Annotated in this window: 12 protein-coding genes and 4 pseudogenes; 9 read left to right on the forward strand and 7 right to left on the reverse strand. The window is 38.9% G+C overall.

Going from position 1 to position 15,643, the window contains the following annotated elements:
• Nucleotides 1–195 precede the first annotated feature (195 nt).
• Together AAZO_RS19480 and AAZO_RS19485 are read right to left on the reverse strand one after the other, a co-directional pair.
• Nucleotides 196–546 (reverse strand): hypothetical protein, encoded by a 351-nt coding sequence (locus AAZO_RS19480; protein ID WP_013192561.1) that lies wholly within the window; start codon nucleotides 544–546, stop codon nucleotides 196–198.
• A 27-nt stretch (nucleotides 547–573) separates the two neighbouring features.
• Nucleotides 574–2,058, reverse strand: coding sequence for a CIA30 family protein (locus tag AAZO_RS19485; RefSeq protein WP_013192562.1), 1,485 nt, complete (start codon nucleotides 2,056–2,058; stop codon nucleotides 574–576).
• A gap of 166 nt (nucleotides 2,059–2,224) precedes the next feature.
• Here AAZO_RS19485 and AAZO_RS19490 point away from each other — a divergent pair.
• The 3 pseudogenes from AAZO_RS19490 (at nucleotide 2,225) to AAZO_RS19500 (ending at nucleotide 4,067) form a co-directional block, all read left to right on the forward strand.
• Nucleotides 2,225–2,725 (forward strand): annotated as a pseudogene (locus AAZO_RS19490) (HugZ family pyridoxamine 5'-phosphate oxidase).
• Between the two features lie 18 nt (nucleotides 2,726–2,743).
• Nucleotides 2,744–3,622 (forward strand): annotated as a pseudogene (locus AAZO_RS19495) (alpha/beta fold hydrolase).
• Between the two features lie 43 nt (nucleotides 3,623–3,665).
• Nucleotides 3,666–4,067, forward strand: a pseudogene (locus tag AAZO_RS19500) (GFA family protein).
• A 204-nt stretch (nucleotides 4,068–4,271) separates the two neighbouring features.
• Here the strand turns inward: AAZO_RS19500 and AAZO_RS19505 are convergent.
• A complete protein-coding gene (locus tag AAZO_RS19505) occupies nucleotides 4,272–4,916 on the reverse strand; it encodes a DUF3386 domain-containing protein (protein ID WP_013192563.1) in 645 nt (214 codons plus the stop codon).
• 103 nt (nucleotides 4,917–5,019) lie between these two features.
• Here AAZO_RS19505 and AAZO_RS19510 point away from each other — a divergent pair, with 103 nt between their 5' ends.
• On the forward strand, nucleotides 5,020–5,685 hold the full coding sequence (locus tag AAZO_RS19510) for a LuxR C-terminal-related transcriptional regulator (RefSeq protein WP_041643477.1): 666 nt from the start codon (nucleotides 5,020–5,022) through the stop codon (nucleotides 5,683–5,685).
• A 42-nt stretch (nucleotides 5,686–5,727) separates the two neighbouring features.
• On the opposite strand, the gene AAZO_RS19515 is transcribed toward AAZO_RS19510, so the two are convergent.
• From AAZO_RS19515 to psbB, 4 genes are all read right to left on the reverse strand, one after another.
• On the reverse strand, nucleotides 5,728–6,462 hold the full coding sequence (locus AAZO_RS19515) for an HAD family hydrolase (protein WP_013192565.1): 735 nt from the start codon (nucleotides 6,460–6,462) through the stop codon (nucleotides 5,728–5,730).
• 169 nt (nucleotides 6,463–6,631) lie between these two features.
• Complete coding sequence (locus tag AAZO_RS19520; RefSeq protein WP_013192566.1) at nucleotides 6,632–7,657, reverse strand: 30S ribosomal protein S1; 1,026 nt, start codon at nucleotides 7,655–7,657, stop codon at nucleotides 6,632–6,634.
• Nucleotides 7,658–8,024: 367 nt separating this feature from the next.
• Nucleotides 8,025–8,132, reverse strand: a complete 108-nt coding sequence (locus tag AAZO_RS31400; protein WP_013192567.1) for a photosystem II reaction center protein T — start codon at nucleotides 8,130–8,132, stop codon at nucleotides 8,025–8,027.
• A gap of 108 nt (nucleotides 8,133–8,240) precedes the next feature.
• Nucleotides 8,241–9,770: a photosystem II chlorophyll-binding protein CP47 gene (gene psbB / locus AAZO_RS19525; protein WP_013192568.1), complete on the reverse strand. Its 1,530-nt coding sequence runs from the start codon at nucleotides 9,768–9,770 to the stop codon at nucleotides 8,241–8,243.
• Nucleotides 9,771–10,658: 888 nt separating this feature from the next.
• Here psbB and AAZO_RS27330 point away from each other — a divergent pair.
• From AAZO_RS27330 to AAZO_RS19555, 5 genes and pseudogenes are all read left to right on the forward strand, one after another.
• Complete coding sequence (locus tag AAZO_RS27330) at nucleotides 10,659–10,865, forward strand: Panacea domain-containing protein (RefSeq protein ID WP_049790831.1); 207 nt, start codon at nucleotides 10,659–10,661, stop codon at nucleotides 10,863–10,865.
• Nucleotides 10,858–11,478, forward strand: coding sequence for a hypothetical protein (locus AAZO_RS19535; protein WP_013192569.1), 621 nt, complete (start codon nucleotides 10,858–10,860; stop codon nucleotides 11,476–11,478). Before AAZO_RS27330 ends, AAZO_RS19535 begins: the two co-directional genes overlap by 8 nt.
• A gap of 594 nt (nucleotides 11,479–12,072) precedes the next feature.
• Nucleotides 12,073–12,644 (forward strand): annotated as a pseudogene (locus tag AAZO_RS19545) (Uma2 family endonuclease).
• 114 nt (nucleotides 12,645–12,758) lie between these two features.
• Complete coding sequence (locus tag AAZO_RS19550; RefSeq protein WP_013192570.1) at nucleotides 12,759–14,390, forward strand: ABC transporter substrate-binding protein; 1,632 nt, start codon at nucleotides 12,759–12,761, stop codon at nucleotides 14,388–14,390.
• Between the two features lie 141 nt (nucleotides 14,391–14,531).
• The gene (locus AAZO_RS19555; RefSeq protein WP_013192571.1) at nucleotides 14,532–15,557 is read left to right on the forward strand and encodes an ABC transporter permease; all 1,026 of its coding nucleotides are present in this window, start codon (nucleotides 14,532–14,534) and stop codon (nucleotides 15,555–15,557) included.
• The last annotated feature ends 86 nt before the right edge of the window (nucleotides 15,558–15,643 follow it).

The raw sequence follows: 15,643 nt of genomic DNA on the forward strand, positions 1-15,643 counted from the left end.
ATCAATTTTGCCACAGGCTTGGAGGGTGTTTGTGGATATGTTTCTATTTTTCAACCCAACTTACATTACTTGTATTGATATTGATATAGTATCAAGTAGTTATTTGTTAATAATAGCATTTATGGTCTTTAAGTAGGACTTTCAGGGTTTTTATTATCATAACCTGGTTTTATTAAGTAAAGATTTATATCATCCTTATTTTCCCGACTCCAGTTTTATAACCCGCTTTTCTAAAGCATTAACTTGTTGTTCTAATTCAACCAATAAAATTGATAATCTATCGAACATTCTATCCCGTTCCGATTGAGATAAATTTCTCGTATAACGTGGTAGTTTTGGAGAAGCCTGAGTAATTCTAGATGATGGAGTTTGAGGTTTTCGACTGAGTAATAACTCTATTTGGTTTAACCTCAACTCCAAACGACGCAAGTCAGATTCTAGATTATTAACCCGAAACTCTACCTGCTGTGATGAAGCGGTATTAGACAAAATACCACTCCACAGCATTATGACCAAAACACCAGCAAACAATAATTTTTTAAACATCTTATTGACTGGGTATTTAGCTCTTACTTATTCATCAGATTTTAATTTAGAAAATAAATGTTCCCAATTGATAGAACTAGGATTATTTTCTCCCTCTTTTACTTCCACAGTTATATTACGTGCTTTTGGTTGTTTTAGAGATCGAACGCAAATTTCCGCCACATCATTCCGGCTAATTTTCCCTCTGATATTATCCCCTTGTTCAAATATTAACTCTTTTCCTCCATCTGCCTCAGTTAAAGCGCAGGGTCTAATAATTATGTAAGGAATTCCACTTGCTCTTAAACTATCTTCTCCTTTTAATTTCCAAGTTAAAATTCCTCCTAACTGGTTATTTAATCTTACCGTTGGAGGTTCTTCGTCTAAATTAATTCCTGGTCTTCCGGGACGAGTCACACCAGCAGAACTAACTAAAACAAATTGGGGTAAAGTTTCACCACCATAAGCTTTGATCGACTCTAGTTCTAATGTAAACCTACCAGTATTAAACTTAGGATTTAAAGCTCCATCATATTCAAATTTACTCAACATCAATTGAAAAGAGCAAATTTTACTAGCATCAATTTGTGGACAATTTTTAACAGATTTAGCTCTAAATACAGGTGTTAAATTCGCAAAGGGAATGGTAATATCTATCCATGTATTAGCTACAGTATCGAAAGAATAACTGTAACCAACACCGTCCCATATTGATTCTGTTCGCAAAAAGATTTTATAACGTTGTCCGTCACCTTTGACGCGCAATTTTACACCTGCATAACCTGATAAATCAATTGCTGGTGAGAAACTCTTGGTTCTGACAGAAGCAAAACCTCCTGAATTAGCAGTAGAAACATTACCAGCAAATAAAGCAGTTTTTTCTAAGATCTGAAAATTGCTGGCACTGACACCACCCATAACCACATCATCTAAAGCACCCCAAATGTCTTTTAATTCTTGTGATGATTGAGTAAAGTCAAATATTCCTTTTTCTCCTGTGTTTGGTAGATATTTTACTGCTGCTTCTACTAGGTTCTTTACTCCGTTATATTCGACATTTTCGGGTGTATCACCAACAGTTTCTGGGAGATAAAATTTCACACCTTGATTATATTTAGCTCTATCAGGTGTGTCTCCTTCTACTGGTTGAACACGCACTGCTGTACAACAAACAACTGCTTGGATATTACTCATAACTAAGCTGTTGAGGGTTTCAGGTTTGGTAATATCTCCCACTACTAAGTCAACTTCATTACCAATAATTGACCGCCCTTTGTCAATATCTCTGACTAAGCAGCGAACTTTATAACCTTGGGTTAGTAATCTTTTTACTACTCGTTTACCAACTCCACCTGTCGCACCAGCTACTAGAATTATACCCATTTTCCTCCCCCGATTTGGTGGATTCTGATGATTTGCAGGACGACCTTGAAATAACTTTTGTAGCCAGTTCAGAACAGGAAATACCTCAAAGTAGGTCAGGGTTTTGATGAATCGGTATAAGTCCCATGGAGAACGATTCTCTTCAGTCATAATTACTTCGTTACTAGTCTAGTGTATTCTACTCTTAGACTAGCAATTTTATATTATTGCTATCTAAATCATGAATCTAAATCATGAATAATATATAGAAGTGGGGGATCTGAGAGTATGAAATATATATTATTATACTTTAATAAGTCAGCATTAAGCTATTGTTATGAGCCAATTTGAAAAAATTCAAGCTGAGTATGAAAATTTTCCTCAAGAATTTGCCAGTATCATTATTAGTACAGTTAACTCCCAGGGAATCCCTAACGCCAGTTATACTCCTTTTGTAATAGATGAATCTAAAAATGTTTACATTTATATGAGCGGTTTAGCTAGTCATACTACTAATATTCAGGCTCATCCTTATGTGGGTGTTTTATTTATTGATGATGAAGCGAAGACTCCTAATATTTTCGCTCGTCGTCGTTTGAGTTTTGATTGTACAGCCACTTTAATTGAGAGGGAAACTGAATAATGGAATCAAATTGTCGAACAATTTCAAGCGCGGTTTGGAGAAATTATTGAAATGTTACGCAGTTTGCCAGAGTTTAGAATTTTTCAACTCAGTCCAACTGAGGGACATTTTGTAATTGGTTTTGGTTTTATTTACCATATTAATGGTGATAATCTTCAGCAACTTCTACCAGTGACTAAAGATGATCTCTCATAATTCCTAATTAATATATATATGCTGAAATTTCAACCTCCTGGCTTTGCTTGTAAGGTTATGAATACATCTTTGGGTTCGATGGTTTATTATACCCAAATCAGTGACCCTTGGAATATTGTGAAAAAATTACCACCATTATTATTTCTGCATAATTTTGGTGGTGGTGCATCTGCTTATGAATGGTCTAAAGTTTATCCAGCTTATGCGATTAAATATCGGGTGATTGCACCGGATCTAATTGCTTAGGGAGAATCTGATCATCCGGTACGAGATTATCAAATTCAAGATTATTTAACTACTATTAGTGAGTTTATTCACCAGACTTGTGATCAACCTGTGACGGTGATAGCTTCTTCTTTAACTGCTGGTTTTACTATCCGTTTAGCTATTGCTGAACCTGATTTATTCCAATCTTTGTTTTTGGTTTCTCCCTCTGGGTTTGATGATTTTTGACAAGGTCCTGGAAGGAGATTACCGCTTTCAGTGATTAATATCCCTTTTGTGGATAATTTAATTTATGCTTTGGGTGCTGACAATGAAGTTGCGGTTAGCAATTTTTTACAAAGCTTTCTTCTTTCTCAACCAGAACGAGTGACACAAGAAATGGTAGAGGCTTATTTAAGTTGTGCACAAAAGCCTAATGCAAAGTTTTCTGCTTTGGCATTTTTACAGGGTGATCTTTATTTTGATTTGAGTTTATATATTCGGCAATTAAAAATTCCTACTCTATTTTGCTGGGGTGAGGAGGCACAATCTACTAATATCAAATTAGGACGAAGATTGGCAAGTTTAAATAAAAATGCTATTCGAGATTTTCAAGTGATCGGTCACTCATGTATACTAGCACATCTGGAAATACCAGAGGTTTTGATTGGTCTTTTATATAAAAATCTCTAATTTGCTGCTCTTAACGGTGTAATAACCCTTGAGGTAAATCAAGATAGCAATAAATATTAATAAAACTGCTACTTATGAAGGTGGTTGTCTTGTCACTGCGGTGCAGTAGGCTTTCCGGTAATAGTTGATAACCACAAAGTGGATGATTGTAACTGTTAAATTTGTAGTAAAAAGGGATTTTTACATTTATTTAATTGTCCCTAAAGGTAAATTTACTTTATTACAAGGTGAAGATGTTTTGAAGACCTATCAATTTAATACAGGAGTAGCATAACCTAAATAAAGTTCGTCGTATGTGTGGAATTCATTCTCTTTATATTCCCCGCAGTCATCCTGATGGTATTGATGTAAATATCAGTTGTTTAGATGGTGATGTGATAGGTAATTTTGAGATGTCCCTTTTGATGGTGCAAATTGGGAGGACAATATTCACAAGTTGATTTAATCACAGTCTAAGAGGATGTTTGAAAAGTCCTTGGTTATGTATCGAAAATCTTGATATCCTCCTAGACCCCTGAGAAAGAAAGGGAGATCTACAAGTGCTGGATACCACACGAAAAAGTTTTCAAACACCCTCTAACATTTTTAAAATCAATCCAAAATAAAAGGGATGGCTTACACTACCGCTAATTATTGACTATTCAAAAATCTAGCCTAACAATTCTAGATTAGAGAAAATAAACTCCTGTACAGAAAGATTTCCGTCTGTCTCAGTGCGAATTTCCCGACGGTTGAGAATGTAATAATTTCCTACTTTTTCATATTCGTCTGTAAACTCGCTCAGACCACCTTTTTGGATACCAGTTTGGGGGTCATGATATACAGCATCATAGGTGTTAGATAGATATCCTGCCCCTGTTTCGTGAATGCTAAAAGTGTTAATTGTCACAACAACTCCATGAATATGACGATGAACAAGAGTCACTACATCATTACGAACTTTATATTTGTCACCTGCTGATTTTCCACCAAGGAAAATTTCTACAGCCCCAGTTTCATCTGTTTCTCCATAGGTAAAAGTATTTTCGCCGTGAGTTTGTTCAAAACTGCGACGGACACGGTGAACAGCGATTTCCCAAACTTGACCTTCAATAGCTTTCTTTGCTAATAGGTCTTCTATTTGCAAAACTTCCCATTTGAGATTAGCGTCAATGCGAATTTTGCCAGTGAATACCTGTCCATCATATTTATAGGTGATATCTGCACTATAACCTGGGAAATTTTCATCCCAAGTATAACGGTTTTGATATGCAGCCCGGAAAAGTTCTTGGGCAGAGATTTGAGTAACTGTCATGATGCTTGTCCTCTGGCTACGAGTAAGAATAGCGTTTTATGCTTGCTGGTATTACCATAGAAGTAATTATCGAGGTTTGGATAGTCCCCAAGTGGGTACTCTTATGACAAAAACTCTCCATGCCATTTTTGAAGTGATCGCTCATTTTCAAAACGAGCAAGAATTAAAACAGGCGCTCATGGACACCATTGGCGACCATTTTGGCGTGCAACACTGGGGTATTTCTTTCCTGGATGATGAGTTATTAACGGAAATCAAAACTCCCGATATTCCGGCTGTATGTTTGGAAGCTAATCCTGTCGGTCGCTATGTCGTCGAACGTCACGCCCCCACCCATGAGCAATTAATCTTATCACCAGAAGATTGGAAAAATTTTTGCACCCGTCACGAACACATCATGACTGGTCCGATAGTTTGTGATGGTCGGTTAGTAGGAACACTGAATTTTGCCCGTGACCCCGGTAGCGCCCCTTTTAATGGTAATGATTTGTCTGATTTAAGTGCTTTATGTATTCATTTATCAGCCAAGCTCGCTACCCTACGAGCAAAACCCAAAATCTTATCATCTGCTGTTAATTCTCTACTCACAGCCAGAGAGTTAGAAATTGCCGAATTAGTCGCCCAAGGTTTAACTAATGGAGAAATTGGCGCTAAACTTTGGATTACACAAAATTCCGTTAAGCAAGCATTAAAAAGAATGTTTCGGAAGTTAGGGGTTTCTGCTCGTGCGGAAATGGTGGCAAAACTCCAAGATCGCCTGATTTCATAGAGAATACTTTAACTGGTGGGCAATGCCCACCGTGCTATTTTTCTATACTTCCAGAACCTGAATTTCATCAAGTTGATTAATCACCACATCTGCACCTTGAACATTACCGGAATTACCAATCCAAGTAATACCAATGCAACCTGCGGCTTTAGCATCTCGCGCCATTTGCATATCACCAACAGAATCACCAACCATCAAAGTAGTTCTCGGTTCTACGCCTAAAGTCTGACAAGCTTGTAGGAATAAAATGGGATCTGGTTTACTCGGATCTTCATCAACTCCCATTTCTAGTTGTAGGTAGTCCCTTAACTCATGAGTGATGACAAATTTCTGCACTTCCTTCGTTGTTGCGGCTGAGAGAATGCCCAGTTTTAATCCTGCTGATGATAGGGATTTTAAAATTTCTAAGCTTCCCACATATAAAGGTGAGGGAGTTTTTCCAATGTATTGTTCCGCTTCTGCTAATGCTTGGCGGGCAATTGTTAAAGACTCAAACCATCCTCTTCCAGTTTCGGCAATATAAGCAGCGGCTGCGGTTTCTGTTTCTCGACGACTGCCTACGGCCATTAAACCTGCTGGATCTAGGCGATCACCATTAATACCAAAAGCCATTAACAATGGTTCACCAATACCGGGAACTTGCGCGTCTATAATTCTTGCCCCTCTTTGTCCGAGCGATCGGAAATAGGATTCTGAGTCTTCTAATGTCCCATTTTTGTCAAATAAAATTGCCTGAATATCAGGAAAGGTCTTGTCTCCACATTTAATAGTAGCCATATTAGTCAGTTATCAGTTATCAGTGAGAAAAGGCGCTCTTGCAATAGACCGGAGTTTTTTATTTTTTAATTTTTATCCGTCTTCAATTAGCACAAAAAAAGAGGGAAAATCCCTCTTGATTAAATAGTTTTATGCTTCTAAGTTGCAAGCAATTACAACTTAGAATATATTATTGTTCAACAGCTGGGGGAATTTCTTCTTCAACTTCAGTTACTGGGGGAATTTCTTCTTCAGCTATAGTTTCTACAGCTTCCACAGCTTCTACAACTTCCACAGGTGCAGCAGTGATACCTTGCTGTTTAGCTAACATTTGTTCCCTATACTTAGCTGCCATTTCTTCGGCCTTATCATAGACCAAATCGCGGTTCTTAATCATGTCACCAGGTTCTGGTTCCAACTGTTTGGTAGACAGAGAAATCCGTCCTCTTTCTGCATCCAAGTCAATGATCATCACTTTCACTTCATCATTGACATTGAACACGCTGTGAGGTGTGTCAATATGCTCGTGGGAAATTTCAGAAATGTGGAGTAGTCCGCTAACACCACCGATGTCGATGAATGCACCGTAGGGTTTGATACCACGAACTGTACCAATCACCACTTCGCCAACTTCCAAACGGTTCATCTTCCGCTCAACCAGCGCCCGACGATGGGAGAGAACTAAGCGGTTACGTTCTTCGTCTACTTCTAAGAATTTTAACGGCAATTCTTCCCCTACCAATTCTTCTTTTGGTTTGCGGGTACTAATGTGAGAGCCGGGTATAAAGCCGCGTAATCCCTCAATTCGTACCAATGCGCCCCCACGATTAGTGGCAAATACACCAGAACGGACCGTAGCATCTTCTGCTTGTAACTGCCGTACTCTTTCCCATGCCCTCATGTATTCAATACGACGAATGGAAAGGGTTAACTGACCATCTTCGTTTTCATCAGTGAGGATGAAAAATTCCCGTGTTTCGTTTGATTGTAAGACTTCTTCCGGGCTATCCACCCGGTTAATAGACATTTCCTGTATAGGTATGTATGCTGCTGTTTTAGCACCAATGTCAATCAGAGCGCCGCGCGGCTCTATACTAAACACTGTACCTGGTACAATATCACCAGGGCTGAAGTGATAATCGTACTTATCAAGTAGAGCAGCGAAATCTTCGTGAGTAAATCCAATTTCTGTAGCGGTTAAATTCTGATTGACCATGCTGATTTGTTCCTGGTTCTAGTCTCCGTCAAGTTTTTGTCAAAGTTAACGATGTATATGCGGTGGCTTTTAAATAAGTCTACACTTACATCCTTGTTAAACCTAGCGTAGAAGAGCTAGGTTTACACATATTATCTTCCAGATAGGATATTATATCACATAACCAAAATCTTTTCCCTTGTTGGCATTTTCAGCCTAATAAATTTTAGCAACAGAGACTCACAATATTATCCGTTGCTACCCAAAATAGGCAGCAACGGATAATATTGTGAGTTTTTTTTACAAGTCTGGTAATTCAGAATCTGACTTGAAAAATCGCTAAATGGTGAATACTGAGAAAAAATGCCAGCTTTTAGTTTTTAACTGTTTAATCTTTCTCTTTTCTCTCAAAGCGGGGGGGTTCGCGAAATGCGATCGCAAAGAAGAGAACACCTATTGCCAAGGTCAAAATTAAGATGTATGCAACGCTTTCCATATCTTTCCATATTAGGAGTTCCTGCCTATCCAGCCAGTAATCTTAGTTTACCAGGACTAGGAAAAAGTATGAAGCAATAAAACTTCATACTTCACACTTTTTCCTAGTTTAAGCTTCTTTACGCGTACGAGTGGTCTTGTCACCAACTTTCTGGAACAGACCCCACTCAACTTGCTCTTCCAGATCCGCTTCTACACCGGCAAAGACGTCACGGTAGATTGTCCGAGAACCATGCCAGAGGTGTCCAAAGAAGAACAGTAGGGCAAATACCGCGTGACCAAAGGTAAACCAACCTCTGGGAGATGTACGGAATACACCATCAGAGTTTAAGGTTTCGCGGTCAAATTCAAATATTTCTCCACCTTGAGCTTTACGAGCGTATTTCTTCACGTCAGCAGGATCTGTAAAGGTATTGCCGTTGAGATTGCCGCCGTAGAAGCTAACAGTAACGCCTGTTTGCTCAAAGCTATATTTAGATTCTGCCCGACGGAAAGGAATGTCAGCGCGGACAATTCCATCTTTATCGGTCAAAATTACTGGGAAGGTTTCAAAGAAGTTAGGCAGACGACGTACAGTTAACTCACGTCCTTCTGCATCTGTGAATACTGCGTGGCCTTGCCAAGATTGGGCAATACCATCACCCTTAACCATTGGACCTGTACGGAATAGACCACCTTTAGCGGGGCTATTACCTACGTAATCGTAGAAGGCCAATTTTTCGGGGATTTGTGACCAAGCTTCACTTAGACTTGTGCCTTGAGCAACACTGGTTTGCACACGGCGCTCAATTTCTTGACGGAAGTAGCCTTGATCCCACTGGTAACGGGTAGGTCCAAACAATTCGATGGGGGTAGCAGCGTTACCGTACCACATAGTACCAGCTACTACGAAAGCAGCGAAGAACACCGCAGCAATACTGCTGGAAAGTACGGTTTCAATGTTACCCATCCGTAGTGCTTTGTAGAGCCTTTCGGGGGGTCTGACTGTGAGGTGGAATAAACCAGCGATAATACCAACTACACCAGCTGCAATGTGGTGAGCGACAATGCCACCAGGGTTATAGGGGTTAAACCCGGCTGGTCCCCATTCTGGTGCTACTGGTTGGATGCTGCCAGTGACACCAAAGGCATCGGATACCCACATCCCAGGACCAAATAGTCCGGTGAGGTGGAAAGCACCGAAGCTGAAGCAAAGTAAACCAGATAAGAATAAGTGGATGCCAAACATTTTTGGCAAGTCTAAGGCAGGTTCGCCGGTACGAGGATCTCTGAAGAGTTCCAAATCCCAGTAAACCCAGTGCCAAACGGCTGCTAGGAATAACAAACCGGAAAGAACAATGTGAGCAGCAGCAACGCCTTCAAATGACCAGAAGCCAGGATCTACTGCTGTGCCACCAGTAACACTCCAACCGCCCCAGGATTTGATTACGCCCAAACGTGACATGAAAGGAAGAACAAACATCCCTTGTCGCCACATGGGGTTGAGAACTGGATCACTGGGGTCGTATACAGCTAGTTCGTATAATGCCATTGAACCAGCCCAGCCGGCGACTAGTGCTGTGTGCATCAGGTGTACAGAAATCAGTCGACCTGGATCGTTCAGAACAACTGTATGTACTCGGTACCAAGGTAGTCCCATCGACTACGATCCTCCTTGAAGAGTTAGTTTACAAAGCAATTTTCTTACTGAGGTTCTCAGGAAACGGAAGCCGTCGCTTGGAGAAATCTCTGAGTTTTTTGTTATTGCCAGTCTTGAGTTCTACCACAGATGAGCCTGTGGTTTAGCAATGCTGATCCGCTGAAACAGCTTTATTCCCTTTAGTTGATAACTTTTGGGAAGTGTCTGTTGGAGTGGCTATGGGATTGCCAAGCAAAAATGAGAATATTTTAAAAAGTGTAACTATTGATGGAACGCTTTGCAAGCTTCTAATTATAGATGTGATTAACTGGCTTGTGGCTCAAACATCCCTACCAATCCCCAAAATGCTGCTGATTATCATCTGAATGGCTCTGTGGTGATTAAATGCTTTTAAGTCCACAATGTCTGGCATAAAACTAAATTGGTGTTTTAACTGGCGAGCGCTTATTGAATGATTACAGGTTTGATTTTAGACTAAGTTTACGTATAGAAGTTCTGGCTATTAGGATAGGAAGAAGCGGAAAATCCTCATGTTCTTAATATTCTTAACATAGTTATCTTAATTAAAGATTACAATAGTATAGTATTTATTTGAGGTGAATGAATATGATTTTACAAGAATTAGATAAGGTTCAAAGAGCAATCATAGCTATTCACAGAGAGCTATTTGATGAAAGTCCTTCACCAATGAAGTTACAGAAATTGTATTACGCATAAGGATATGCCTGAGCTGAAGCAAAAGAGTTATTCCCTGAAGATTTTCAGGCATGGCAGCATGGACCAGTGATATATGATCTTTACTATAAAAAATATAAGGGGTATAAGTGGCATCCAATTGATGAGGAGGTATGGGAGGCAGATGGCATTGATGATGAATAATTAAGATATGTGGTAAGTGCTTATATCCGATATAACAAAGCAGCACTTACCACAATAACGCACAGAGAAAGACCTTGGCTAGAGGCAAGGGGTGATTTAGATGAATCAGAAGGTAGCAATACTTTAATGACTAAAGAATGTATGCGTAACTACTTCAGAACTACTTCAGAATGTCTGCGTAACTACTTCGCTTCTAAGTTGAAAGCCTATGGCTAAAAACAAATTTAGTGCTATTGCGGAACAAGATGCAAAGTCTGTAGTAGAAGAGTGTCTCCGTGTTTCCTTTAAATACCTTGATTGGGACTCAGACGAGTTCTTTTTTCATGGAATGGAAATCAAATACTATCAGAAATTGTTTGATTGCATATCCACAATAGAATCCAGTACAGAAAGGGAAATAACTGAGCAAACGCATCCTAGTTTATCACCTAAGTCGATCTTCAATTCCCAAACTTCAATTAGGGACTCGTTTTCTGATGAGGTAATAAAGATTAAGGATAAGCTCTTCGTTCAAACAAGGGACGAAGAATTATTGCTAGATCAGGCTAGGGAAATAGGCTCAAGGCCTTTTGAAGTAAGGTTGGGAAGAAATTATGGGCGAATTTATGGTTTCATCTGGAATAACACGTTCAATATTGTCTGGTTTGATCCGACTCATAATTTCTACCCTATGAACCGTGGAATCACAAAACATAAAGATGTAGTAACAGTCAAGTATGTCTCCCCAGATGAACGTTTACAGCTTCAAGAAATAATAAAGGAACTACAGAAAGAGAATACAGAATTTTATGAGGCGCTTTTTAACAATTTAGATTCTCATCAAATCTAAACATAATGATAATTTAAGCAGGTCGGCGTTAAAAATTGTCGTTATGACAAGGCAGGAGGGAAGAGGTTTTTGGGAAATTTTAACTTTAGTTACATACTACTCTCCGAGAAGCCGCTGTGCGTCTACGCTTTCTTTGAGCCTTTCTGCTGACCAACTAATTTAGCTAGGTTTTCCCTGCCTATGTTGTACCTAGGTTAAAAGGGTAAACCTAATATTATCTCTTCTTTTATACTAAAAGTTCTAGGCTAGAATTTAACTAATATTTAACAGATAAAAGAGTATGAAATGCATGCAATGACTACTCAAGAGGCAAGTAATGACTTATATGGTTTAATAGATCGTGTTATTGCACATGTAGAACCGACTATTATTTGTAATAACAAAGGTAACAAGGCTATCTTAATTTCTCTAGAGGAATTTTCACATGCCAAAAAACATTGTATTTACTGTCAGCTCCTGTTAATACAAAGCATCTTCCTGCCTCAACTCAATCAGCAAAAGGAGGTGAGGTTGTTGCGAGAGCCTTAATTGAAGAATGAGAGATTAAAAAACTAAGCGCTGATTAATATCAGCTAATCCACCGGAGAAAAGGCAATGACAGTGGCAATTGTTAAAAATATGACCTTTGAGGAATTTCTCAAATATGACGATGGTACGGATAATTTATATGAAGAATTGGAAAATGGAGAATTAATTCCCATACTTTCAGAACGTGATATCAATCTAAGAATAGTAATGTTTCTATTGTTCTATTTTTATCAATTAGGCATCCCATATTCTCGATTGGGGATGAAGCTTAGGTGGCTGTGAATAGCAGAAGTTTGGGTGTGCGTGTACCTGATCTGGTACTACTTTCTGAAGAGTTAGCGATCGCAATGACAGGAGCTACTCGATCACTGGTATTAATGGATATGCCACCACCGTTATTGGTGGTTAAGGTGGTGAGTCCTAATCAGGCTAGTCGTGATTATGGCTACAAGAGATCCGAGTATGCAGCATGGGGTATTGCTGAATATTAGATTGTTGATCCCATCGCCCAAAAGGTGACAGTATTGGAATGGGTGGAAGGTTTTTATGAACAACAGGTATTTGAAAATGATACCTTGATCGTTTCTCCTCTATTTCCTGATCTCAAGTTGACTCCTGCTCAAGTTTTACAAGCATAAGATACTAATCTTGTGAAGATAATTTGACCAGATGTAAATAGCTAAACATATATCCTAGAATAATTAACTGCTGATTTGAAAAAATTAATGGTAATAACTTGGTTTTCGTGGGCTATGACACGGTGGGGTAGAATAGCGAAATTTCTATCTTTATTCTCTATCTGTTTATTGTTGACTGTAAGCTGTACCCCTCCTCAACAGATAACTACTCCAACATCTGGTGCTGTCAATACTCCTGCCAGTGATGGACGGATTACTATCGGTACGACTCAGAAACCTCGTACCCTTGATCCGGCTGATGCGTATGAATTAGCATCTATGGGTTTGGTGTTTAATATGAGTGATCGCCTATATACTTACGAACCAGGGAGTATAGAAATTAAACCCCAACTGGCTACAGCTTTACCTAAAGTTAGTGCAGATGGTTCAACATACACCATACCTATACGTCAAGGAGTGCTCTTTCACGATGGTACACCTTTTAACGCTAAAGCAATGGAATTTACCATCCAGCGTTTTATCGAAAATAAAGGTAAACCATCTTTCTTACTATCAGATACGGTAGATTCAGTGAAAGCTACAGGGGATTATGAATTAACAATTAAGCTGAAAAAGCCCTTTGCAGCTTTTCCTTCACTGTTAGCATTTTCTGGAGTGTGTGCTGTCTCTCCGAGAGCTTACGAAATAGGTGCAGGTAAATTTCAACCCAATATCTTTGTGGGAACTGGCCCTTATAAATTAGCCCAGTATGGGACTGATTCTCTCAGATTTGATGTATTTGATAAATATTGGGGAGAAAAACCAGCGAATAAAGGTATTAATGTCCAGATTCAAAGCAGTCCAGTGAATTTGTTCAATGCTTTTAAAACTAGTGCGGTAGACGTTGCTTATCTATCTTTACAACCAGACCAAATTCGTAGTTTAGAAGAAGGTGCTAAAAAAGGAGATTGGCAAACCATCACTGCCCAAGGTAGTGTAGTGAGTTATATGGTGTTGAATCGCAATCAGAAACCTTTGGATAAACCAGAAGTTAGAAGAGCGATCGCATCACTCATTAATCGTCAATTATTCAATGAGCGAGTTTTGTTTAATCAGGCAGATCTACTTTACACCATGATTCCCACTACCTTTAATGTTTCCCAGCCATTATTTCAAGCTAAATATGGTGATGGTAACTTTGAAGAAGCTAAAAAGTTGTTAACTACCGTTGGTTTTTCCCAACAAAATCCCGCTAAAGTGCAAGTTTGGTATCCTGCGAGTTCACCAACTCGAAGTTTAGCCGCACAAACACTCAAATCCTTGGCTGATACTAAAATGGATGGGATATTACAATTGGAAGTAAAAACCGTAGAAGGTGCTACATTTTTTAAAGAAATTTCCAAAAGTTTATATCCAGTAGCTTTACTAGATTGGTATCCAGACTTTTTAGACCCAGATAATTACGTACAACCATTTTTAGCTTGTGAAAAAGGTTCAGAATCAAAAGGCTGTGAAGACGGAGGAAGTCAAATGCAAGGGTCATTTTACTATAGCGAAACAATGAATAAACTCATTGATCAACAACGTAAGGAACAAAACCCAGAAGCCAGAAAAAGAATATTTACTGAGATTCAAAGCCAAGTAGTTAATGATGTCCCTTATATTCCTTTATGGCAAAACAAAGATTATGTATTTGCCCAAAAAGGTGTAAGTAATGTAAAACTTGATCCTACCCAGAACTTGATTTACAAGAACATTAAAAAGTAGGGATTCAAGATTCGGGACTGGGGACTAGGGACTGGGAACAAGAATAATATATTTAATTCCTGACTCCTGACTCCTGACTCCTGACTCCTGACTCCTGACTCCTGACTCCTGACTCCTGACTCCTGAAAACTTACTATAAATATGTCTCGTTCAAAAGCTTTACAGTATTACATTGTTTCTCGGGTGCTATTTGCACCATTGCAACTATTAACTATTATCACCATTGTTTTTCTTTTACTGAGAGCAACTCCAGGCGATCCAGCAGATGCAATTCTCGGTGGACGTGCACCAGAAAGTGCGAAAGAAGAATTAAGAAAACAACTGGGTTTAGATTTACCTATCTGGTTACAATACCTCAATTGTTTAGGAAATATACTGCGTTTCGATTTAGGTACTTCCTTAACAAGTCGGGGACAAAATGTTTGGGAAATTATTAGTCAGCATTTTCCAGCCACAGTAGAGTTAGCCGTTTGTAGTATGCTGGTGGCTTTAATTGTCGGGATTTTAGTGGGTACACTTTCTGCTTCTCGTCCAGGAACTTCTTTTGATTTAGGTGGGCGTTTATTTGGAATTATTACCTATGCACTCCCCATGTTTTGGGCGGGAATGTTGTTACAATTAATTTTCTCAGTGCAACTTGGTTGGTTTCCTAATTCTAACCGTTTTCCTCCTAATCTTCCTGCACCTGCACCTATTACTGGTTTATATACAATTGATAGTTTATTAGGTGGTAATTTCAGTCAATTTTTCACAGCTTTACATCATTTGGCATTACCAAGTTTGACTTTAGGAATTTTGCTCAGTGGCATTTTTGAGCGTATTGTGCGGGTGAATTTAAAGCAGACCTTAAAAGCTGATTATGTAGAAGCTGCTAGGGCGCGAGGAATTCCAGAAAATAATATTTTAGTGTCCCATGCTTTAAAGAATGCCTTAATTCCCGTAATTACAGTATTAGGATTAACATTTGCTTCCCTATTAGGAGGAGCAATTTTAACGGAAGTAACTTTTTCGTGGCCGGGGTTAGCAAATAGATTATATCAAGCCATTTCTGACCGGGATTACCCAACGGTGCAGGGGGTGTTAGTATTTTTTAGTGCGATCGTTGTGACTGCGAGTATTTTAATTGATATTCTCAATGCTTATGTAGATCCGCGAATTAGATATTAGGTATTTCCAAAAAATAATTAATCCTATCTTGTGGTGCGGGCATCTTACCAGCCTTTTGTTGTGTAATTTTTAGTTACCCCAAGGTA

Source organism: 'Nostoc azollae' 0708 (assembly GCF_000196515.1).
Lineage (GTDB): Bacteria > Cyanobacteriota > Cyanobacteriia > Cyanobacteriales > Nostocaceae > Trichormus_B > Trichormus_B azollae.